The organism is Parabacteroides sp. (assembly GCF_977054455.1).
This window is the reverse complement of sequence record NZ_CDRTCT010000025.1, coordinates 71,807-92,639: the sequence shown is the minus strand read 5'-3', so window position 1 is coordinate 92,639 and position 20,833 is coordinate 71,807. Positions and strand designations below refer to the sequence as shown.

Annotated in this window: 18 protein-coding genes; 4 read left to right on the top strand and 14 right to left on the bottom strand. The window is 49.6% G+C overall.

From position 1 onward, the window contains the following. Nucleotides 1-150 precede the first annotated feature (150 nt). From ACW6QF_RS13660 to ACW6QF_RS13640, 5 genes are all read right to left on the bottom strand, one after another. Nucleotides 151-2,499 carry a family 20 glycosylhydrolase gene (locus tag ACW6QF_RS13660; RefSeq protein WP_456088231.1) on the bottom strand — a complete coding sequence of 783 codons (2,349 nt, stop codon included), beginning with the start codon at nucleotides 2,497-2,499 and terminating at the stop codon, nucleotides 151-153. A 60-nt stretch (nucleotides 2,500-2,559) separates the two neighbouring features. Continuing rightward, nucleotides 2,560-3,840 carry a serine hydroxymethyltransferase gene (glyA, locus tag ACW6QF_RS13655; protein ID WP_298549492.1) on the bottom strand — a complete coding sequence of 427 codons (1,281 nt, stop codon included), beginning with the start codon at nucleotides 3,838-3,840 and terminating at the stop codon, nucleotides 2,560-2,562. A 107-nt stretch (nucleotides 3,841-3,947) separates the two neighbouring features. Further along, nucleotides 3,948-4,262: a type II toxin-antitoxin system RelE/ParE family toxin gene (locus ACW6QF_RS13650; RefSeq protein ID WP_456088230.1), complete on the bottom strand. Its 315-nt coding sequence runs from the start codon at nucleotides 4,260-4,262 to the stop codon at nucleotides 3,948-3,950. Between the two features lie 15 nt (nucleotides 4,263-4,277). Beyond that, nucleotides 4,278-4,523 (bottom strand): hypothetical protein, encoded by a 246-nt coding sequence (locus tag ACW6QF_RS13645; protein ID WP_456088229.1) that lies wholly within the window; start codon nucleotides 4,521-4,523, stop codon nucleotides 4,278-4,280. A gap of 103 nt (nucleotides 4,524-4,626) precedes the next feature. Beyond that, nucleotides 4,627-5,688 carry a Gfo/Idh/MocA family oxidoreductase gene (locus ACW6QF_RS13640; protein WP_456088228.1) on the bottom strand — a complete coding sequence of 354 codons (1,062 nt, stop codon included), beginning with the start codon at nucleotides 5,686-5,688 and terminating at the stop codon, nucleotides 4,627-4,629. Between the two features lie 328 nt (nucleotides 5,689-6,016). Here ACW6QF_RS13640 and ACW6QF_RS13635 point away from each other — a divergent pair, with 328 nt between their 5' ends. After that, a complete protein-coding gene (locus ACW6QF_RS13635; RefSeq protein WP_456088227.1) occupies nucleotides 6,017-6,631 on the top strand; it encodes an HU family DNA-binding protein in 615 nt (204 codons plus the stop codon). 3 nt (nucleotides 6,632-6,634) lie between these two features. On the opposite strand, the gene thiC is transcribed toward ACW6QF_RS13635, so the two are convergent. The 4 genes from thiC to thiD are packed head-to-tail and all read right to left on the bottom strand — an operon-like array spanning nucleotide 6,635 to nucleotide 10,522. Next, nucleotides 6,635-8,341 (bottom strand): phosphomethylpyrimidine synthase ThiC, encoded by a 1,707-nt coding sequence (gene thiC / locus ACW6QF_RS13630; protein ID WP_298549483.1) that lies wholly within the window; start codon nucleotides 8,339-8,341, stop codon nucleotides 6,635-6,637. Nucleotides 8,342-8,358: 17 nt separating this feature from the next. Further along, nucleotides 8,359-9,096, bottom strand: a complete 738-nt coding sequence (locus tag ACW6QF_RS13625) for a thiamine phosphate synthase (protein ID WP_298549482.1) — start codon at nucleotides 9,094-9,096, stop codon at nucleotides 8,359-8,361. Beyond that, nucleotides 9,087-9,686 carry a thiamine phosphate synthase gene (locus ACW6QF_RS13620; RefSeq protein WP_456088226.1) on the bottom strand — a complete coding sequence of 200 codons (600 nt, stop codon included), beginning with the start codon at nucleotides 9,684-9,686 and terminating at the stop codon, nucleotides 9,087-9,089. Before ACW6QF_RS13620 ends, ACW6QF_RS13625 begins: the two co-directional genes overlap by 10 nt. Continuing rightward, nucleotides 9,683-10,522 carry a bifunctional hydroxymethylpyrimidine kinase/phosphomethylpyrimidine kinase gene (gene thiD / locus ACW6QF_RS13615; protein WP_456088225.1) on the bottom strand — a complete coding sequence of 280 codons (840 nt, stop codon included), beginning with the start codon at nucleotides 10,520-10,522 and terminating at the stop codon, nucleotides 9,683-9,685. The genes ACW6QF_RS13620 and thiD overlap by 4 nt, the downstream gene beginning before the upstream one ends. A 250-nt stretch (nucleotides 10,523-10,772) precedes the next feature. Between thiD and ACW6QF_RS13610 the strand changes: the two genes are divergently transcribed. Further along, a complete protein-coding gene (locus ACW6QF_RS13610; RefSeq protein WP_456088224.1) occupies nucleotides 10,773-13,328 on the top strand; it encodes a DUF5686 family protein in 2,556 nt (851 codons plus the stop codon). Nucleotides 13,329-13,358: 30 nt separating this feature from the next. Here ACW6QF_RS13610 and ACW6QF_RS13605 read toward each other — a convergent pair whose 3' ends face one another. Both ACW6QF_RS13605 and ACW6QF_RS13600 read right to left on the bottom strand, forming a co-directional pair. Next, entirely contained in the window at nucleotides 13,359-14,651 is a 1,293-nt protein-coding gene (locus ACW6QF_RS13605) for a BamA/TamA family outer membrane protein (RefSeq protein ID WP_456088223.1), read from the bottom strand. 51 nt (nucleotides 14,652-14,702) lie between these two features. Beyond that, on the bottom strand, nucleotides 14,703-16,262 hold the full coding sequence (locus ACW6QF_RS13600; protein WP_456088222.1) for a PAS domain-containing sensor histidine kinase: 1,560 nt from the start codon (nucleotides 16,260-16,262) through the stop codon (nucleotides 14,703-14,705). A 215-nt stretch (nucleotides 16,263-16,477) separates the two neighbouring features. Between ACW6QF_RS13600 and ACW6QF_RS13595 the strand changes: the two genes are divergently transcribed. Together ACW6QF_RS13595 and ACW6QF_RS13590 are read left to right on the top strand one after the other, a co-directional pair. After that, a complete protein-coding gene (locus ACW6QF_RS13595) occupies nucleotides 16,478-17,017 on the top strand; it encodes a hypothetical protein (RefSeq protein ID WP_298549472.1) in 540 nt (179 codons plus the stop codon). Between the two features lie 314 nt (nucleotides 17,018-17,331). Then, on the top strand, nucleotides 17,332-17,832 hold the full coding sequence (locus ACW6QF_RS13590) for a thioredoxin family protein (protein WP_456088221.1): 501 nt from the start codon (nucleotides 17,332-17,334) through the stop codon (nucleotides 17,830-17,832). 66 nt (nucleotides 17,833-17,898) lie between these two features. Here the strand turns inward: ACW6QF_RS13590 and ACW6QF_RS13585 are convergent, their stop codons facing one another. Genes ACW6QF_RS13585 through ACW6QF_RS13575 form a run of 3 tightly spaced genes read right to left on the bottom strand, consistent with a single transcriptional unit; the run spans nucleotide 17,899 to nucleotide 20,830 of the window. After that, entirely contained in the window at nucleotides 17,899-18,363 is a 465-nt protein-coding gene (locus tag ACW6QF_RS13585) for a hydrogenase maturation protease (RefSeq protein WP_456088220.1), read from the bottom strand. Continuing rightward, a complete protein-coding gene (gene cybH / locus ACW6QF_RS13580) occupies nucleotides 18,356-19,096 on the bottom strand; it encodes a Ni/Fe-hydrogenase, b-type cytochrome subunit (RefSeq protein ID WP_298549467.1) in 741 nt (246 codons plus the stop codon). The genes ACW6QF_RS13585 and cybH overlap by 8 nt, the downstream gene beginning before the upstream one ends. Nucleotides 19,097-19,108: 12 nt before the next feature. Continuing rightward, entirely contained in the window at nucleotides 19,109-20,830 is a 1,722-nt protein-coding gene (locus tag ACW6QF_RS13575) for a nickel-dependent hydrogenase large subunit (protein WP_456088219.1), read from the bottom strand. Nucleotides 20,831-20,833 lie beyond the last annotated feature (3 nt).

Genomic DNA, 20,833 nt, shown 5'->3' with positions numbered 1-20,833 from the left:
TAAGTTACGAAAACTTTCTGACATGACAAAGCCCCGGCTTGGGAAAGTCAGGGCTTTGTTTTATATTTTTCAATAGCTTACCAAAAAGAGGCTGCACCGTAAAAACTTAATTTACGACACAGCCTCTTTTCCGTTTAGTATCGCATTGATTTAATGGACTAACATTTCAGGAGTGATCTTGACAAACTTGTCGGAGTCGGCTTTGCGGAGCTTCACGCTTCCGTCGTTCCAGTTTGAAGGCCAGCCGCCGATGATATGTCCCAAGAATACCACCTTGATCTCGTGCAAGCCCTTCGACAATGCAGCCGAACTGTCGTGGCGGGAGAAACGTTTCACTTCACCGCCGTTGTTCACTAACAATTTGCCGTCGATCCATACCTCTTCGTTGTCGGAAGAAATATAGTAAACGCCGTCTTCAGGGATGTTGACGTAACCGGTTGCTATGGCAGCATATTGCTTGACACCGCGCATGGATTCGCTTGTTTTCACTACGCTGGTGATTTCACGCAGGTCTTTGATCACCGATTTCTTCCATTCTTTCACATCTCCTAATTTGGAAGAATTCAGGAACATGCCGTCGGTCACCTGCATTTCCAATCCCGGAGTCACCCCGGCAACCTCCTTGGCAGGAGCCAATGCTTGTTTTTCAACCGTGATCGTACGAGTCTTGCTCATCTTGCCGGAAGGCAATACGGAACGGATCTTCAAGACGCCCGATTCCGTGAATTCGATAGGAGCCGTATAGACCGTCGATTCCGGAGTCGGTTCGGTTCCGTCGATCGTATAAACTACCTTGACCGGACGGGTAGTCTTGAATTCCAAAGAAGCCTTGTCGGTGAATGCAACGAAATTGCATGAGCCGTTCGGTTGCTCCGGCTGCGGGATATGGTAGTTGATGTTCAGTTCGTCCAGACGGACCAAGGCATTATCCAGGCGACGTTCGAAGTCTTTATAATCCTTGCGTGCCAATGGAGTCCAGCCGATTTCAGCCAATGCCAGCACACGCGGGTAGGCGCGGTATTCCAGCAGGTCCGTGTTGTACATATATTCGGACCACAGGTTTGTTTGTACCCCCTTGATCAAGTTCGCCTTTCCGGTAGCGACCAAAGTGTCGGGCGTCGGATTGTAAGCATACACTCTCGACAGCGGATCGTAACCGCCGATAGAAACCGGTTCGATCTTCGGATCGCCCTGGAACTGGTCGATGTACATGCCGCCGCTTCCCGGAGTCATGATCGCTTCATGGCCCATGTTGGCAGCAGCGATACCGCCTTCTTCACCACGCCAAGACATGACGGTTGCGGAAGGAGCGAGGCCGCCTTCGAGGATCTCATCCCATCCGATGATCTTTTTACCATGCTTTTCGGACAGGTATTTCTCCATGCGCTGAACGAAATAGCTCTGCAGCTTTTCTTCGGCAGAATGGTTCTTGTCGGCTTTCAGACCTTCCTCGCGGATGCGCTTCTGGCAGAGCGGGCATTCTTTCCAGCTCGATTTCGGGCATTCGTCACCACCGATATGGATATATTCGCCGGGGAAAAGAGGCGCGACTTCGTCGAAAACGTCCTGCAGGAACTCGAACGGTTTTTCTTTTCCGGCACACAATACGATGTCTTCTACCCCCCAGATGATACGCGGGGTGGTCGGTTCGCCCTTGCAAGACAATTCGGGATAGGCCGAGATTGCAGCCAACTCGTGTCCCGGAAGTTCGATTTCAGGAACGATCGTGATAAAACGGTCTGCTGCATATTTTACCACTTCCTTGATCTGGTCTTGCGTATAAAAACCGCCATATTCCGTTCCTTCGCCATCTATGCGTTTGGAACCGACTTCTGTCAGTTTCGGGTATTTCTTGATTTCGATACGCCAGCCCTGGTCGTCCGTCAGATGCCAATGCATGCGGTTGATCTTGAACAAAGCCAGTACGTCGAGATGTTTCTTTACGTTCTCTACCGGGATGAAATGACGGCAAGGATCCAGCATGATGCCGCGATATTCGAAACGCGGTTCGTCTTTCACCGTCACGCAGGGTGCAGTCCAGGCGATACCGTTCACGACTGCCGGGCTCTGGATCTCGGCCGGAAGCAACTGCATGAACGTTTGCATGCCGTAGAACAAGCCTTGCGGGGTCTTAGCCTTAACCGTCACGCCTTGCGGAGTGACATCCAGCGTGTAGCCTTCGTCGTTTACATCCAGCGCCCCGTCGATCGCCAGTGCGATGCCGTTTGAGGCGGCCTTGTCACTGACCGTTATCTGGTAGCCGGTGGCAAGATTCATCTGGGCGGCAAAATATTCGGCAACTGTTTTAGCTTCCTGAGTGGAGGCGGAGAAGGCTGTGTTTTTGCTTAGTTTAAAACTACCCTCGTTCTGTACGAGGCTTACCGGCGTCGGGATTACATTGATGCCCTGGTTGTAAGGCATCTGTTTAGTTGGCCCTTCGCTGCACGACGCAAGGATACAAAGTGCTGCGCCGGCACACATCGAAATGAGTTTCATCATGTTTATTTAGGTGTTTTTTGTATGAATGAAGGGGCGACCGTAAAGGCCGCCCTTTTTTATTTACCAAGCGAAGATCGGATATTCCTTCATGATGCCGTTCACTTTTTCGCGAACAGCCGTGATAGTCTTGTCGCATTCGGGTGCTGCCAGTACGGTGTCGATCAGTTCGACGATCTCGGCCATCAGCGGTTCTTTAGCGCCGCGGGTCGTGATAGCCGGAGTTCCGACACGGATGCCGGAAGTCTGGAATGCCGAACGGCTGTCGAACGGAACCATATTCTTGTTTACGGTGATATCGGCGGCTACCAATGCCTTTTCTGCCACCTTGCCGGTCAGTTCGGGGAACTTCTTGCGCAGGTCGATCAACATGCTGTGGTTGTCCGTACCGTCGGAGATGATCTTGTAACCTTTGTCCATGAATGCTTTTGCCATAGCTGCCGCATTGGCTTTTACCTGAGCCTGGTAGGTCTTGTATTCCGGTTCCAGCGCTTCGCCGAAGGCCACGGCTTTGGCGGCGATCACGTGTTCCAGCGGACCTCCCTGTATGCCTGGGAATACGGCGGAATCCAACAGTTGGGACATCTTCTTGATCTCTCCCTTCGGTGTCTTCTTGCCCCAGGGATTCTCGAAATCCTTACCTAACAGGATGATGCCGCCACGCGGACCGCGCAAGGTCTTGTGGGTCGTGGAAGTTACGATATGAGCATATTCCAGCGGGTTGTTCAGCAGTCCGGCTGCGATCAGTCCGGCAGGGTGAGCCATGTCGATCATCAAAAGGGCGCCGACCTTGTCGGCAATCTCACGCATCCGCTTGTAGTCCCACTCACGGGAATAAGCGGAACCGCCGCCTACGATCAATTTCGGCTTTTCACGTAAAGCGACTTCTTCCATCTGGTCGTAGTCTACACGGCCGGTATCTTCTTTTACGTTATATTCTGTCGCGCGGTATAAGATACCGGAACTGTTTACAGGAGAACCGTGGGAAAGGTGGCCGCCGTGTGCCAGGTTCAGGCCGAGGAATGTATCGCCGGGATTCAGGACGGCCAGAAATACGGCCGCATTGGCCTGTGCTCCTGAATGGGGCTGCACGTTGGCCCATTCTGCATTGAAAATCTGTTTCAACCGTTCGATAGCGATGGTTTCGCTCTGGTCCACTACTTCGCAACCTCCATAATAACGCTTGCCGGGATATCCTTCTGCGTATTTGTTGGTCAGACAGCTCCCCATGGCTTGCATCACCTGGTCGCTTACAAAGTTTTCGGAAGCGATCAGCTCGATGCCTTTCAGTTGGCGCTGATGTTCCTTCTCAATGATGTCGAAAATGATATTGTCTCTTTTCATTACATGTAAAATTGGTTATTGCAATGAGTCCCCTTTTCTTTTGTGAGGATCGCTGGCAAATTTACGATAAAAAATCGTAAGGGGGATAAAATCATATCGAAATATCCTTATAACTTCAACATTGTATATAGGTTGGACGGATTTTGGCGACAATCGAAAATGGCCACGATATAGATCCGTTCTTCTCTGATAAGATAGATGATTTTATAATCTCCTTCGATCAGGGAACGGAAATACTCTGTTCCTTGATAGCAGGATTCTACTTTTCCCAAGTAGGGGAAACGGGTTAAACGATCTACTTGCTCCTTAATGGGGGAGATCCGTTTTTGAATTGTTTTCTTGCCAAAGGCTTTGTAGAAGTCGTAAATCTCTTTCATTTGTCTGATCGCCTGGTCAGTCCAATAAGGCTTTAGGTTATCCATTATGTCTTTATTGTTTTACCAGGTTTTCATTTCTTCCTCCAATTCTTCAGTGGAAAGATATCTCCCTTCGTCGATATCTTCCAATGACTGACGAAGTATCTCCATCTGTTCTTCATGCGTGTAAACGCAAGGACGTTTTATTGGGATGACATTCATGTCCTTGAATTTGTCCAAGGCCTTTCTCAGGTAATCGATCAGTCTCGGATTGTCTGTTTTCAGGATCTCTTCGATCAGAAGCTGTTTTTGTGCATTTAATTCCATAGTTGTCATAATATATAATGTATTTATCTGTCGATGCAGTTGCAAATATAGGCATATCCCATTAAAAAGCCCGCATCGAACCGGGCTTTTTAATGGGACTGTCTTATTTTTTCAATTTCACCGTTTCCCACATTTCACTGCTATCGCAGGCCGCCTCGATCAGGCGGATGACAGGCAGTACGTCGGCGGCATCCGTCAGGAGCGGTTCGCCGAAGCGGAGGTGGCGGTGGATGTTGTCGTAGAAAGCGGCATAGTTTCCGGCGAGGCTGGGATATTTGCGGCGGACGACATGGCCGTCCTTTTCCGTGTGGAGGAGGCCCCAGGTGCTCTCGTCTTCCACTCCCCATCCCGGCGTGCCGGGGAGCAGGCCGTCGTTGAGGTCGGCTTCCTGGCGGTCCAGGCCGTATTTGACAAACGAGCCTTCCGTGCCGTGCAGGACAAAACGGGGCTCCGGTTCGCACATCAGATAGCTGGATTTGAGGGTCACCTTGATACGCGGCGCTTTTGAGGGGCGGAGCAGGTGGATCACGAAATAATCATCTACCCTGCTGTCCTTACGAAGGACGTCGGCATCGGCAAAAACGGCTTCCGGCATGCCGAACAGTTGAACCGCCTGGTCGATCAGGTGCGATCCCAGGTTATAGATCAGGCCGCCGCCCAACTTTCCGGTTTCTTTCCATGTATCCGGTTTTATAAAGTTACGATAGCGGGGAAAAGTCGACTCGAACTCGACGAGACGTCCCAGCAGTCCTTTGTCCAGTATCTCCCGGACCGTCAGGAAATCCGAATCCCAGCGCCTGTTCTGATATACGCTTATAGCCAGTCCTTTGGACCGGGCGAGGTCGACCAGTTCCTGCCCCTGTTCTACTGTTGTCGTGAAAGGTTTCTCGACAATCACGTTCTTTCCGGCCTCCAGTGCCTTGCGTGCGTACTCGTAGTGCGTACTGTCCGGCGTATTGACAACGACCAGTTCCAACTCGTCCAAGGCGATGAGTTCCTCGAAACTGCGCACAATCCGGGCTGAAGGATAACGTTCTTTCGACAGTTCCTTGCTGCGTTCCGTGATTGCCGCCAGGCAGAAAGCCGGATTCGTACTGATAAATGGGGCGTGGAATATTTGCCCTGACATGCCGAAGGCTGCCAATCCTGTTTTGATCTTCTCCATTTTTATGAAAGTTTGTTTTTGCGAAGATATGAATTTATCGGTTACAATGTCCATTAGACGCCTTTTTGATTCTTTGGACGGGAAGAAAGTTGTTGTTCCACATTATATTTCGTATATTTGATGCCAGTGTAATTTGTTTTCGACAATGTCGTGTATATATACGACAACGTCGAAGATATTCCCGACAATGCCGGAAATATGCATGACGACGTCGGAAATAAATTACACTGGCATCCGATACCGGATACATTGTCAGGAAACAGTAGGGACATCGGATGGCGACGAGCGATAGACGGGATTTTATTATCAATCAAATTGGAAAGAGGAAATGAAACGGGTGCAATTCGGCATTTACGAAGTGCCGGCAAAAAACGAGCGGGGAGCAAGCGGGAAGCGTGCGTATGCCCGGCTGATCAGTAAAGAGACGAAGAAGATGGAGGAGATCTGCTCGTTTATCAATGAGTGCTGTTCGGTCAACTCGGCCGACATCAAAGGGGTTTTGGATGCCTTGTCAAAATATGTCGGGCGGGAACTGGCGTACGGTTCCTGCGTGGAACTGGACGGACTGGGATTCTTCTCGCCCGCATTGAAGACCTTTAAAGAAGGTGTGAACGAGAAAGGGAAGGAGGTGTATAACGTGAGGGTGGACGGCGTGAATTTCCGTTGCGCGAAGAAACTGAAAGAACAGGTATGCAAAAGCCAGCCTCAGAAGGTGAAGCGGACGAACGTGTCGAAGTTCGATTACGATGGACGTAAAGCCAAGTTGATGGCTTACCTGGAAATGCATCGGTTTATCAACCTGACCGATTACCAAAGGTTTGTGGGGTGCACGTATTATGTGGCGAAAAGCGATTTCAAGAAGTTTGAGGAAGAAAAGCTTGTACAGCGGCAAGGATATAAGACACATCGTGTGTATATCCTCGCCACGGTACAGGAGGAGTGAGCTTTATTTATCGCAGTTTTCCTTATGCAAATCCTTGCTCAACCGCATGGCACAGAAGTTCGGGCCGCACATCGTGCAATATTCGCCGTCCATCACGGCGCTGTCCAGGTAGTATTGCAGGGCGCGTTCCGGATCGAGAGACAGGTTGAACTGGTCTTTCCAGCGGAATTCGAAGCGGGCTTTGCTCAGGGCATTGTCGCGGACTTGTGCTCCGGGATGTCCCTTTGCCAGGTCGGCGGCGTGGGCGGCGATCTTATAAGCGATGACACCTGTGCGGACGTCTTCCTTGTCCGGCAAGCCGAGATGTTCTTTCGGGGTGACGTAGCAGATCATCGCCGTGCCCTGCCAGGCGATCTGGGCGGCTCCGATCGCCGATGTGATGTGGTCGTAGCCCGGAGCGATATCCGTTGTCAGCGGGCCTAAGGTGTAGAACGGGGCGTTATGGCAAGCATATTGCTGTTCCTTCATGTTCTCCTGAATCTTATTCATCGGGACATGCCCCGGACCTTCGATGATGACCTGCACGAACTGTCCCCAAGCCACCTGGGCCAGCTCGCCCATCGTATGCAGTTCGGCAAACTGGGCGGCGTCGTTCGCATCGTAGATGGAACCCGGACGAAGTCCGTCGCCGATCGAAACGGCGACATCATACATTTTCAATATCTTGCAGATCTCGGTGAAATGCGTGTACAGGAAATTCTCTTCATTATGGATCTGCATCCACTTGGCCATGATTGACCCCCCGCGTGAGACGATACCGGTCAGGCGCGTCTGCGTCAGTTCGATATGCTTTTTAAGCAGGGCGGCGTGGATGGTGAAATAGTCGACTCCCTGTTCGGCCTGTTCGATCAGCGTGTCACGGTAGATCTCCCAACTCAGGTCTTCGATCTTTCCGTCCACTTTTTCCAGAGCCTGGTAGATGGGGACCGTCCCCACCGGAACCGGGCAGTTCCGGATGATCCACTCGCGGGTTTCATGGATATTGTCTCCCGTCGAAAGGTCCATCAAGGTGTCGCCTCCCCATTTGCAGCTCCATACGGCCTTTTCGATCTCTTCGTTGATGCTGGACGAGAGGGCGGAGTTGCCGATGTTGGTATTGATCTTCACCAGGAATTTGCGGCCGATGATCATCGGTTCGGCTTCGGGGTGGTTGATGTTTGCCGGAATGATGGCACGCCCGGCAGCAATTTCTTTGCGGACAAATTCGGGAGTGATATAGGATTTCAACCCCAACGCCTCGATCTGCTGGTTTTCGCGGATGGCGACATACTCCATTTCAGGAGTGATGATGCGCCGTTTCGCATAATACAACTGGGTGATGTTTTTCCCGGCTTTGGCCCGATAGGGCAGGTAATGTTGCGGGAAACGGATGCGCTTCAGCGAAGGGTCGTCCAGGCGTTGACGGCTATACTCGGAAGTCGGTTCCTTCAGGCGGATCAGGTCCTTGCGTCCTGCGTACCAGGATTCGCGGATACGGGAAATGCCCCTTTGCGTACTGATCGGGATTCTCGGATCCGAATAGGGGCCGCTGGTATCATACACGATGACGGGATTGTTCCTCTTGTAAACCAGATTTTCGTTCTCATCGCGTGTGACGGTATCCAGTATTTTGATCTTTCGCATACCTACGTTTATATCATGTATTTTGCCGTGTATGTAGATCTTTTCCGATGATGGATACGTGATGCGCATCTTGTTTTTTCTTGCCATAGTTATATCATTTATTTTTACATATCTGAATCATCTCTGCAAGGGTCCGGTTTATGCTTGTTGATCTCCCGGATGAAACGGCGCGTCTCTTCGACCGGATCTTCGGCGTTGATGATCGCACTCGAAACGGCGATCCCTTCTATTCCTGTTTCCATCAACGGGGCGATGTCTTCAAATTCGATCCCTCCGATGGCAAAGATAGGAATTTCGAGGCCAGCTTCCCGGTATTGTTCCATGATTTTTCGATATCCTTCCAGACCCAGCACCGGGCTCAGGTTCTTTTTGGTCTCGGTATGGCGATAAGGGCCCAGGCCGATGTAGGAAGCTCCTTCCCGGTCTGCATTCAGGATATCTTCGAACGTGTTGGCTGTTGCTCCCACAAGGAAGAGATCTTCTTTCCTTTTCTCGATGATGCGGCGCCAGGCTTCGGAGACCGGCATGTCGTTTTTACCTAAGTGGACGCAGTGGATGCCGGCTTTGAATGCCATTTCCAGATCGTCGTTCAGGCAGCAGGCGCAATCCGTGTCGCAGTTGAACAGTGTAAAATGCGAGACTGCCTTGGCGACCTCCAGGTTCAAATTCTCTTTCATGCGGAGCTGCACCCAGGTGCAGCCGCCTTTGGTCACCATTTTGACCTCGTCCAGTTCTGTGTATTTGTCCGTACGCTGTGTGATGAACATCAACCGGTTTGTACCGGTAAAACAGGCATACCTGCCGCAGCCTGCATTTCTATATAAGAAATCGTCTAATTCCATGCTTGTAATTTTTTATATTGATTAATAATAGAATTCTCTTTATCCGCCGAAGGGTGGCTTCCCCAAAGTGCTCCCAGCACGGCTGCTCCCCCGAAGCGGAAAGGACGTAGAAGGGGAAGGGTCGTCAGGTCTATGCCCCCTAAGGCTATGACTTTATCATGGATGATCCCGGCATCGGAAGCCTGCCTGAGTGTTTCCGGCTCGAAGCCGTTCCCGTAGCCTTCTTTGGATATGCTTTTAAAAATAGGACTTAGAAACAGATAATCGAGTTGTCCGAACTGTCCGAGTTCCCCGATCGAATGGCACGAACGGCTGATGGCGCCTGTAAAACCGTCCGGAGCCTGCCGGTTGCGTCTGTTCAGGTGTACGCCGCCCAGGCCATACTCCACCGCCAGCCCGAAACAGTCGTGAAGCACGACTTTCGGATAGTGGACATCCGGAATCCGGTCCAGCAGCTTGCGCAATTCATTTGCATCGCTGTCCGGTTTGCGCAGATGAAGACGTTGCATCCCTTCATCAAACAGATGTGAAAGGATGGTACTTTCTCCTTGGAAAAAGCGGGGGGATGTAATGACGATCAGCTTTTTCATACTCCTATTTTTATGAGGGGAACCGGATCGAAGAAATGATTGAGAGGCCCGTGTCCATGCCCGGTCCTTACATCGGCCCCGGCATGAAGGGCTGCCGTTATGTAATCTTTTGCCGCACGTACGGCATCCGGCAGCTCTTTCCCTAAGGCCATATAGGCGGCAATGGCGGACGAGAGCGTGCAACCTGTCCCATGTGTATTTTGAGTATGGATGGCCGGTACGGCCAACCGGAGCGGGGCTTCACCGCGTGTGAACAAGACATCGGCCATCTCCTTACCTTCCAGGTGGCCGCCCTTCATCAATACGGACCGGCATCCCGAAGCCAATAGTTGTTGTGCGGCCATTTCCATTTCTTCCTCGTTGCGTATCGGCATGCCGGAAAGAAAAGCCGCTTCGTCGATATTCGGGGTAATCAGCGTGACGCGTTGAAAAAGTTCTTTCACGATGACTTCGATGGTTTCATCTTCTATCAGCTTGCTGCCGCTTGTCGAGATCATAACCGGATCGAGAATGATGTTCGCCGGGCAAAAACGGTCGATCGAGCGGGCGACGATCCGGGCTGCTTCCCGGTTATGCAGCATCCCGATCTTAACGGCATCGACAGCCAAGTCCTCGAATACGGCATGGATTTGTCCTTCGACGATCTCCGGGGAAATGGCTTGTATCCCTCTTACCCCTTGTGTGTTCTGGGCCGTGATCGATGTGATGGCAGAGGCTCCGAAGACGCCTAAAGCCGAAAATGTTTTCAGATCCGCTTGTATCCCGGCACCGCCGCCACTGTCTGAACCGGCAATAGTAAGCGCCACCGGATAGCGAAACATCGTGTTTATATTCATTTTTACATACAAAAGGAGGGAAAAAGCCTTCTCTGTTCTTTCCTACGGCGGCATTACCCGCATCAGGTTCGCGAGGGTATAATCTCAGCCCGTTAACAGTATGGCACCCCTTTCGGGAGACAAAGGTAGGAAGATTTTTTGTAATTGGAATATAATGTGCGTGTTTTGGAACACTCTGTAAAAAGAATCTGTTATACTTTTGCAGCGTTTTATTAGGGATAAAGTAAAAATAAAAGGATAAGAAGTTGTGATGGGGAAGAAGATTGTTTTTTTGCTGGCATCCTTGTTTACGGTATGGATAGCAAACGGACAGAATACGATTATAAAGGGAATTGTAACCGATTCGATTACAGGGGAGGGATTACCCTACGTTTCTCTTATATTTAAAGGGACGACAATAGGAACAGCAACTGACGGGGATGGGAACTTTTCATTCTCCGCATCGACCGGTGTCAAGAATCTGGAAGTATCTTATTTGGGATACGACACGAAAGAAGTCAAGATCATTCCGGGTAAAACGAATAATCTGAAAATAAAATTGGCTCCGAACGGGATCGCTTTGAATGAAGTCGTCGTAAAGCCCAAGAAGGAGAAATACAGCAAGAAAGAGAATCCGGCCGTTAAGTTCGTAAAGCAGGTCATTGCCTCACGGGAAAGCAATGATCCGCGTAACCACGATTATTTCCAATACGACCAGTACGAGAAGATGGTCTTTGCGATGAACGATTATCATCCCAAACCCAAAAAGAACGGAAAACCGGGCAAATTCGATTTCCTGATCGATTTTGTCGATACGCTGGATGTCGGCACGACTATCCTTCCGGTGTCGGAAAAGGAAAAGGTGGAATCTGTCTATTACCGTAAAGAGCCGAAGTCGGAGAAGCGTATTGTGAAAGGGAACAAGTCATCCGGTGTGGATGAGATATTCTCGCGTGACGGTATCCAGCAGTTTTTGAATGAGGTCTTCCGGGAAGTCGATATTTTCAAGAATGATATTCCCTTGTTTTTACAACGGTTTGTCAGCCCGCTGTCCACTATCGGACCGAATTATTACAAATATTACTTGCTCGACACGTTGAATGTGAACGGACAGAAGTGCGTGGATTTGGGGTTTGTCCCTTTCAACTCGGAAACATTCGGTTTCACCGGCCATCTGTTTGTCACGCTCGATTCCACATTCTTTGTACAGAAGGCAATTCTGAATGTCCCTAAAGACATCAACCTGAACTTCGTTTCCGGAATGACGATCGAACAGACCTTCGAACGCACGCCCGACAGTACCCGGATCATTACGAAGGACGACATCAATGTCAACTTCAAATTGAGCGAGAAATCGAAAGGCATGTATGCGCGGCGGCTGAACATCTACAGCAACCATTCTTTCGATGAACCCGATGCCGAACGGGCGCTTGTGTTTAAGGAAAGCGCCCCCGTCATCACGCTGAAGGACGCCTATCAGCAATCGGAGGATTTCTGGACAAGCAACCGTCCGGAAGAGGCGATAAAGAAAAATCCGAACTCGGTCGAAAAGCTGATGGCTAAATTCCGTTCCGTTCCGATCTTCTATATAACGGAGAAAGTCGTTTCGATCCTTGTGTCCGGCTATATCCCGACCAATAAGGACCCGCTGAAAAGCAAGTTCGAGTTCGGCCCCATGAACACGGCGATCAGCGGCAATGCGATCGAAGGGGCGCGTTTCCGCGTGGGAGGGACGACGACGACGGCATTTAGCAAGAACCTGTTCTTTGACGGATATATGGCGTATGGGACAAAAGACGAAAAGCTGAAATATGATGCGCTTGTCGAGTATTCGTTCAATGACCGCAAAGAATACCGCAAGGAGTTCCCGCTTAACTCGATCCGCCTCGAATATATGTACGATATCAACCAGTTAGGGCAGCAATATATGTATGCCAGCAAGGATAATATGTTCCTGGCCTGGAAACGCCAGAAAGATACGCGGGCCACTTATCTGCGGCAGGCCGAACTGACCTACTACCACGAACATTATAATGGTCTGGCTTACGGGGCTGTCGTCCGTAACCGTCGCGAATATGCGACCGAATATGCGGTGTTTGACCGGATCGGGCCGGATGGGACCATCAGCCCGGTCAAGAGCTATGATATGACGGAACTGGAATTGAAGTTCCGTTATGCTAAGGATGAAAAGTTCTACCAGACACGCAACCTTCGCTACCCGATTACTTTCGATGCGCTGATCTTCAATCTCAGCCATGTAATGGCAAAGAAGGATTTGCTGGGATCGTCGTATGATTATCACCGTACGGATATCGGTATCCAGAAACGTTTCTGGTTCTCGGCTTTCGGCTACATCGACCTGATCACGAAAGCGGGAAAAGTATGGAACAAGGTTCCCTATCCTTTGCTGATCCTGCCGAACGCCAATCTTTCTTATACGATCCAGCCGGAATCTTATACGAATATGAACGCGATGGAGTTCATCAGCGACGAATATGCCTCCTGGGATCTGACGTACTACATGAACGGAAATTTGCTGAACCGCCTGCCGCTTGTCAAGAAGTTGAAATGGAGAGAGGTCTTTTGTTTCCGTGGCATGTGGGGACATCTGACCGACAAGAACAACCCTGTGAACGGGGGAGACGGCCTGTATCTTTTCCCTGACGGTTCGTACACGTTTGGCAAAGCTCCTTATATGGAAGCCAGTGTCGGCATTGAAAACATCTTTAAGTTCCTTCGTCTTGATTATGTCTGGCGTTTGAACTATCGCGACCATCCGGGTATCCAGACGAAAGGGGTTCGGTTTATGATGCGAATGTCATTCTGACATCACGGCTTTTCAGGCACGGGTTTATCCTTAAAAAGCCTCGGTCATATTCATATAGACCTGCATGCCCGGCTGGCCGGGCTCTTTGCCTATATCCAGCCTGAAGTTCTTTCCCGGCTGCATCTGAAAGCGGAGGCCGGCTCCGAAATTGAGTTTCCATTTGTTCCAGTCGAAAGGAGTTTCCCCGATCGTCCCGGTTCCGACCCATGCCACGAACCCGCATTTCGCCCAGAAGTTCCCGCTTTTGTATTTCGCCGGGGAACCGAACATATGGCGGTATTCTACGATTCCGTAAGCCATCGACTTGTCACGGTACTTGCCCATATAATAACCGCGAAGGTCGAAAGGAGAACCGAAAGTCGGGAGTTCCGTAAAAGGAACTTCCCCTAAACCGATCTGGCTCTTGACAATCCAGGCAAGTGTACTGCGCGGGCGGAATACGTTTTTAAATTGCCGGTATTCAAGCTCGATAATCTCGTAGTTATAAGCGCCTCCCAAATATTTGCCGAACAGTTTGAAATTGGTTCCCAACAACATGCCGCGCGTAGGTGTCGCCACATCGTCGCGAGTGTCATATTGGATAAGTCCGCCGATACCGACGTTGAAGTATCTGCATTCATCCGAATCCTTGCTTTTGAATTTCTGGTAATAGGGATCATTTTTCATTACCGGATTGACATCCGAAACCTTTGTGTAGTTCAGATCAAACAAGCCGCCTAAATAGAAATGCGGACGGACTTCCCATACGAATCGCGGATACAATTGAAAATAACTTCGATGAAACCGGGTAGTGGAATCGCCCCTTTCGAGATTCTCCGCCTTTTCAAAACCTTTCCCGTAATAGTGTGAAGGCTCGTTCCGGTAACCATAATTCATATAGATACGGAAACGGTTCTCATTGAAGAAAAACGTTCCGGCGCCTGCGACAACAATGGTCCCGTTTATAGACAGGTTCAAACCGGCAGGCAGGAAAGAGCGTTGGGAAATCGTGTCCTGTTTATTCATCCGGAAACTGGCAAGGACGGCGCCGCCCACGCCGAACGAAGCTTCCGGCGTATAGGAGGGGCCACCCAGCACGGACCACCATATAGTTTTGTGAGCCCGGATGGAATCTTTACGCAATTGACGGTAGTAGCGTTTCAATTGCTTTTCGTTCAATTCCACTCCGTCTACGATGACAGCCTCCTTTCGAGGCACGGTATCTGAAGGAGCTGTTATTTCTTCAGAGGAGAGCGCAACGGTATCGCGTTGCTCCTGAGCCTTTGCCGGCAAAGAAATTGCAAGCAAAGAGGCTCCCGCAAATACAACAAAATATTTAAGCATTGACTAATCCTATTAATGAAGGCAAAAGTATAAAAAATAATCGGATTTATTTCAGAAGGGCAAACGGAACCAGAAGGTCGACCCTTCACCTTCCTGGGAATCTGCACCGATTGTTCCCCCGAATTTGTCGACAATCATGGCGCATATAGGCAGTCCAAGCCCTGTCCCCTGCACGAAAGTATTCAATTTGACGAAGCGTTCGAAGATCCGGTCTTTCTTGTCTGACGGTATTCCGATTCCGGTATCTTTAACAAAAAAGTAGATGTCTTTTTCGGATTTTTCATAACCGAAGGTAATGCTGCCCCGTTCTGTAAATTTCATGGCATTCGTCATAAAATTGATCATGACTTGCATGATGCGGTTACCGTCCGTATTGATGATACATTCGGGCTGCCTTTGTGTGAATTCGATTTTAACGGTATCCGGCCTTGTGTTTTTCAGCTTCATCTGCTGGCACAGGTCTTCCATCAGCTGATTGATATCCGTGTCGGAATAAGTAAAGTCGAGGGTTTCGGATTCTATTTTGGCCATATCGATAATATCGTTGATCAGTTGCAGCAACAGTTCGTTGTTAGAGGTGATGATATGGACAAATTCCTTTTTCTCTTCCGGATCGTCTGTTTCGGCCAATAGGTTGGAAAAGCCGATGATTGCATTCAAAGGCGTACGGATTTCATGGCTCATATTGGCCAGAAAAGCCGATTTCAAACGGTTGGCTTCGTCTGCCTTTTTTATTTCGTATTGCAGGCGTTCGATACGCTTTTTATCCGAGATATCTTCGATCTTCATCAGGCCGCCTTGTATTTCGCCGGTGTTTGTACAGACCGGTATGGCACTGATCTCGATGACCGTGTCTGCTTCGGTGAACTCATGGCGTACAGGTTTCCCGGTTTCTATCGCTTCGCTCAAAGCGCACTTCATACAAGGTGCTCCACGCCCCATGGCTGTCTGATAACACACTTTTCCGGCGCTATAACGCCTGCCCTTGGCGATCTCGTGCAAGTTGGCTGTCGATTCCCATTGGACGACATAGTTTTTATCGACAAAAACGAGCCCGAAATTGATGCTGTTCAGTACCAGGTTTTGGGTCTTGATCGCATTTTCCAATTCTTCTTTAGCTTGGATCAATTCTTTCTCGTACTCTTTTATCTGCGTGATGTCCCAGCGGACTACCAAAAGCCAGTGATTGTTTCCCAGTGTTATAACAGATTTGTTTACGATCGTATTGTGCAATGTTCCGTCAGGCGTGATATAATCGTCCTCTGCCTGGTACTCGACTTTGTTTTTTACCAGTTGCTCGTCTATCTGGCGATACTTGCGGCCGCGTTCTTCACCGTATATTTCAAAATCGGAATGTCCCAAAATAGCATCCCGGCTTGTCCTTGATTCTTTTTCGGCTTCTTTGTTCCAAAGTTTATACTTGAAATCGTCGTTGATGTCCTTGACAAATACGGGAAAAGGGAGATTGTCCAATATGTTCAGGCAAAATTGCTGGGAGTCTATAATTTTAGCTTCCCTTGCTTTATATGAGGTTTGCTTCCTGTTACTTCTGACCAAAAGCAATAGAAGAATGATACAGATTATCGTTTCTATGATTAGTATTAGTTCCATAAGCAAACATTATACTTTTACCCTGATACACAATATTTAATTATTATCCATCGCAAAGGTAATATTTAAAATCAAATTCCGATAGGCAGGCCATGAATAAAAAAACGATTGTTTTGTAAACAAATCACGTGCGTTTATTGTTACTAAATTAGACACATTATATTAATAACAGAACCTGGCAACCTTAAGAAGTCCTGACTGGCAGGCACACGAAGATGAAGATTCAGTTTGAAATTAAGGAAAAATTGCCTGAGATTATTGCTGAAATTATGCATTCAGACAAATGGCAAACGAAAATCCTGGAAAAGATGCATGGACTGGAGCGGGTAACGATCAAGGATCCGAACTACGATTCGGAAGCCTGTATTGAAATCTGGCAACATGAAATCCACATCCGGACGGCATGGTCCAATTACACCTATCGTATTTTTACCCGCGGAAATTCTGTTTGGTGTGAATATATCGGGGCTTATCGCGGTTTACTCGAACAGAGACTTTTGCCGTCTCTCACTCCGAAAATGAATATTTTGGATTCGGAAGTAGTGGAAAGTTCCTTAACCGGGAATAAGAGGCAGACTTTGCGTACTTATAGTTCGGAAAATCTGAAATTGAAGAACTTCCGTCGCGATAACTTCAAAGAGGAGTATAATGTCGCTTCTCCACAAGACCATCCGACAGTTGTATATGACGAATATATAAAGGAAGGGATGCCGATGCCTTCGCCGTATGGTGATGGCGGGCAGGGTAAACGATAAAATAAGCAGGCTTGACACTACCTGCTTGGGCTTTTGACGGACGAGTATATGTGAAATAAGATTAACGATATGCTGCAAAACATACTATTTTCGTTCTATTGATGCAATAAAACATATAAAAAATCTTGCTTTTGGTCTGAAAAGTGTTATATCGTTTGGTTGAATAGGGCTTTTACCCGTATATTTGCAACCGTTAAGAACAAGAAAGCGATTCCTTAGCGAAGGTGAAGCCCTTGTTTACTTCCTGAAAATCAGGAGTCGGAGAGGAATTTTCAAAATAATGCTCCGATTAAGTTTAACATAAAAATGATGATATGAAAGTAAGAGCTTATGTTCTCTTTGTTGCGGTTGCGTTGCTTGCAATGTCTGCCGGAACTAAAAACGCAAAGCCGACAGTCGGTATTAACCCTGGCGACCTTGCTCCGAGAATAGAGTCTTTAGGAAACGAAAGCAATTTCAGTTTCCAAAATCATTCGGGACGTTACACATTGCTGAATTTCTGGGCAGCTTACGATGCTGAATCGCGGGCCCGTAACGTTCAATTATGGAATGAAGTCAACAAGTTGAGTTCAGACAAGATTGCGATGTATTCGATCTCCTTGGACGAGAAAGAATCCATTTTTACCGAAACGGTAAAAGCCGACAAACTGGAAGGCACCCGGCAATTTCATGAAGAACTCGGCAGAAAGTCAGAACTATTCGGGAAGTATAACCTGCAGAAGGGATTCCGCAACTTCCTGATCGACGACAAGGGAGTTATTATCGCCGCCAATGTAACCCCGGAAGATCTGACAAAGGTTTTGAAGAAGAGTTAATCAGAAGATTATTAGCAAAAAAGAGCTGCTCCTGTCAAAGGGGGCAGCTCTTTTTTTTGAGGGTTCTCAGCGTTCTATGGGATCTTTTATAATCTGTTTTATCATTTCCACCACTTCGGGAACAGCCGCTTCGACCACAGGGGTCAGTTCCATTCCGACCTCGCTGATGTCTTCGGCCGAGACGACGATCAGTTGTATATCCGGCAGCTTCTCTGTTAAAATCATCGCTTCGATCATGTCGCGGAGGCCGATTTCATGCGCACTCATCAGAGGCGGAAAGTCTGTCGCATAGCGGGGGCGGATCAGGCGGATCGTCCCCGGAGGATTCCGATCGAGAGTGGCGTCGACCATGATGATCCGATTGTAATCCTGTATCCAGCTTATCAGATGCAGCCCGCCCGTGCCGCCGTCCATCAGGGAGACGTTAGGAGGGAGTTCTTCCTTTTCGAGTGCTTTTATGACATGGATGCCGACTCCTTCGTCTTTCAACAGCAGGTTGCCGACACCCAGTACCAAGATGTCCTTATTCATTCTTGCGGGCGGATTTGGTGATGACTTCTGCATTTTCCGTTACCTCTTCCTTGTCGGCAATCTCTTCTTCGATGAACTTCCAGCCGCCGATGATGGAGGAGGTCTCACCGCGCTGTTCGATATAGTCGTGGTAGAACACCAGGTAAACATGCACGATGGCGAAAAGGATGAAAAACCACATCAGGAAATGATGGATCTCGCGAGCCATCAGGTCGCCGCCCATCAGGGGAACCGTCCAGGCGAACAACTGCGGGAAAGCCGATTCGCTCATCTTGGCATACAGGCCGAACCCGGTAATGGATTGCAGCAGGAACGCCCAGAACGTACCGAAGTAGATGACGCTTGCCAGCGCATTATGCCCGATACTGTCCACCGGCTTGTTCTTGATCATCAGGATATCCACCTTGATCACTTCGAGAATCTCCTTCCACTGCGACTTTTTCAGCGGGATGAAGTTGTTCCAGCGTGCATACCGGTTCCCGACGAACCCCCAGTACAGGCGGAACACGAAGTTGAAGAAGAACACGAACGCCGCCACGAAATGGATGAAGCGCACCGTGCCGAACCAGTAGCTGAAGTTCGCCTCCGTCTCCGTCATGATGGCAGGCGGGTCGGCTATGATAAAACCGGTGATGCAGAGTATCACGATACAAAGTGCATTCAGCCAGTGGTAGATACGCACGGGAAGCTCCCATACATATACTTCTCTTAAACGTTTCTTACGACTTTTCATTGAACTGTTTTTTTAGAACGTATCCATTTGATGCACATATTTCCCCTCTTCGTCATACAGGTGCACGGCACATGCCAGACAGGGGTCGAACGAGTGGATGGTACGGAGAATCTCCAACGGCTGCTTCGGATCATGTATCGGCGTACCGATCAGGGCTGATTCATAAGCGGACAGTTTGCCAATTTCGTCACGTGGAGAAGCGTTCCAGGTAGTCGGTACGACCATCTGGTAGTTCTTCACCTTGTTGTTCTCGATCACGATAAAATGGGCCAAAGCACCGCGGGGCGCTTCCGTCAGGCCGACGCCCTGGGCATGTTTCGGCCATGCTTCGCTTTCCCACATGTAATGGTTGACCATGCGCGAGTCGCCGTTTTCGAGGTTCTTGATCAGGCGGTCGTAAAACTCAAGCGCCCAATCGGCCGTGAGCTTCGTTTCCAATCCGCGGGCAGCCGTGCGTCCGAGCGTGGAGAAGAGCGCTTCCGCCGGCAGGTCGAGTTGCTTCAACGTGTCGTCGATCAATGATTTCTGCGGTTCCTTGCCGGCGGCATAGGCAACGATCATGCGGGCGAGCGGACCTACTTCCATCGGTTCCTCCTTCCAGCGCGGCGTCTTGATCCAGCTGTATTTATCCTCGACGTTCAGGTGCGTGTAGGGGGGACGGGGACCTGTATAGTTCAAGTTCGTTTCGCCGTCGTACGGGTGCAGGCCGGCTTTATCTCCCTGCGAATAGTTATACCAGGAGTGGTAGATATACTCTTTTATTTCTTCCGGAGAGTTGGCATCGACCGGATGCACCTTCGACAGGTCGCGGTCGAGGACGATCCCGCGCGGCATCTTGTAGTTGTCCGTCTCCCCGTATTCGTACATCGGGAAATCCCCGTAGGCGAGGTAGTTCTTCACGCCGCCTCCCAACTTGCTCCATTCGTCTTTATAGACATTGGCGATCATCAGCAGGTCGGGGATATACACCTGGTCGATGAAGGTCTTCGCCTCCTGCAACTTCTGCTTGACCAGGTCCAGGCGTTCGGTGTTGATCGCGTTGGCTTCGTTCAGGTCGATGCTGCACGGCATACCGCCTACGAGGTAGTTCGGATGCGGATTCTTACCGCCGAACACGGCATGTACCTTGACGATTTCCTTCTGCCATTCGAGGGCTTCGAGATAGTGGGCGACTGCGATCAGGTTCTGTTCGGGAGTCAGCTTATAGGCCGGATGCCCCCAATACCCGTTGGCGAAGATACCAAGCTGCCCGCTCCCCACGAACTTCGTGAGCCGTTCTTTCAGCGCCGTGAAATAGCCGGTGGAGCTTTTCGGCCAGGGAGATAATTTACGGGCGAGAGCCGAAGCCTCGGCCGGATCGGCTTTGAGGGCGGAAACGACATCCACCCAGTCGAGCGCGTGCAACTGGTAGAAATGGACGACATGGTCGTGCATGTACAGCACGGCAGTCATGATGTTGCGCACCATCTGTGCGTTAGGCGGGATGACGATATCGAACGCATTCTCCACCGCCCGTACGGAACAAAGCGAATGGATGGAGGTGCACACCCCGCAAACGCGCCCTACGAACACCCAGGCGTCACGCGGGTCACGGTCTTTCACGATCGTCTCGATTCCGCGCACCATCGTGCCGGAGCTATAGGCGTCTTTGATCTTTCCGTTCTCGATATCGGCCTCGATCCGGAGATGGCCTTCTATACGGGTAAGCGGATCTACTACTATTCTTTCTGACATGGC

Coding starts and splice junctions, on each gene's coding strand:
- ACW6QF_RS13660 (WP_456088231.1), bottom strand. CDS start 2,499: ATGATGAAACTCATTTCGATGTGTGCCGGCGCAGCACTTTGTATCCTT.
- glyA (WP_298549492.1), bottom strand. CDS start 3,840: ATGAAAAGAGACAATATCATTTTCGACATCATTGAGAAGGAACATCAG.
- ACW6QF_RS13650 (WP_456088230.1), bottom strand. CDS start 4,262: ATGGATAACCTAAAGCCTTATTGGACTGACCAGGCGATCAGACAAATG.
- ACW6QF_RS13645 (WP_456088229.1), bottom strand. CDS start 4,523: ATGGAATTAAATGCACAAAAACAGCTTCTGATCGAAGAGATCCTGAAA.
- ACW6QF_RS13640 (WP_456088228.1), bottom strand. CDS start 5,688: ATGGAGAAGATCAAAACAGGATTGGCAGCCTTCGGCATGTCAGGGCAA.
- ACW6QF_RS13635 (WP_456088227.1), top strand. CDS start 6,017: ATGAAACGGGTGCAATTCGGCATTTACGAAGTGCCGGCAAAAAACGAG.
- thiC (WP_298549483.1), bottom strand. CDS start 8,341: ATGGCAAGAAAAAACAAGATGCGCATCACGTATCCATCATCGGAAAAG.
- ACW6QF_RS13625 (WP_298549482.1), bottom strand. CDS start 9,096: ATGGAATTAGACGATTTCTTATATAGAAATGCAGGCTGCGGCAGGTAT.
- ACW6QF_RS13620 (WP_456088226.1), bottom strand. CDS start 9,686: ATGAAAAAGCTGATCGTCATTACATCCCCCCGCTTTTTCCAAGGAGAA.
- thiD (WP_456088225.1), bottom strand. CDS start 10,522: ATGAATATAAACACGATGTTTCGCTATCCGGTGGCGCTTACTATTGCC.
- ACW6QF_RS13610 (WP_456088224.1), top strand. CDS start 10,773: ATGGGGAAGAAGATTGTTTTTTTGCTGGCATCCTTGTTTACGGTATGG.
- ACW6QF_RS13605 (WP_456088223.1), bottom strand. CDS start 14,651: ATGCTTAAATATTTTGTTGTATTTGCGGGAGCCTCTTTGCTTGCAATT.
- ACW6QF_RS13600 (WP_456088222.1), bottom strand. CDS start 16,262: ATGGAACTAATACTAATCATAGAAACGATAATCTGTATCATTCTTCTA.
- ACW6QF_RS13595 (WP_298549472.1), top strand. CDS start 16,478: ATGAAGATTCAGTTTGAAATTAAGGAAAAATTGCCTGAGATTATTGCT.
- ACW6QF_RS13590 (WP_456088221.1), top strand. CDS start 17,332: ATGAAAGTAAGAGCTTATGTTCTCTTTGTTGCGGTTGCGTTGCTTGCA.
- ACW6QF_RS13585 (WP_456088220.1), bottom strand. CDS start 18,363: ATGAATAAGGACATCTTGGTACTGGGTGTCGGCAACCTGCTGTTGAAA.
- cybH (WP_298549467.1), bottom strand. CDS start 19,096: ATGAAAAGTCGTAAGAAACGTTTAAGAGAAGTATATGTATGGGAGCTT.
- ACW6QF_RS13575 (WP_456088219.1), bottom strand. CDS start 20,830: ATGTCAGAAAGAATAGTAGTAGATCCGCTTACCCGTATAGAAGGCCAT.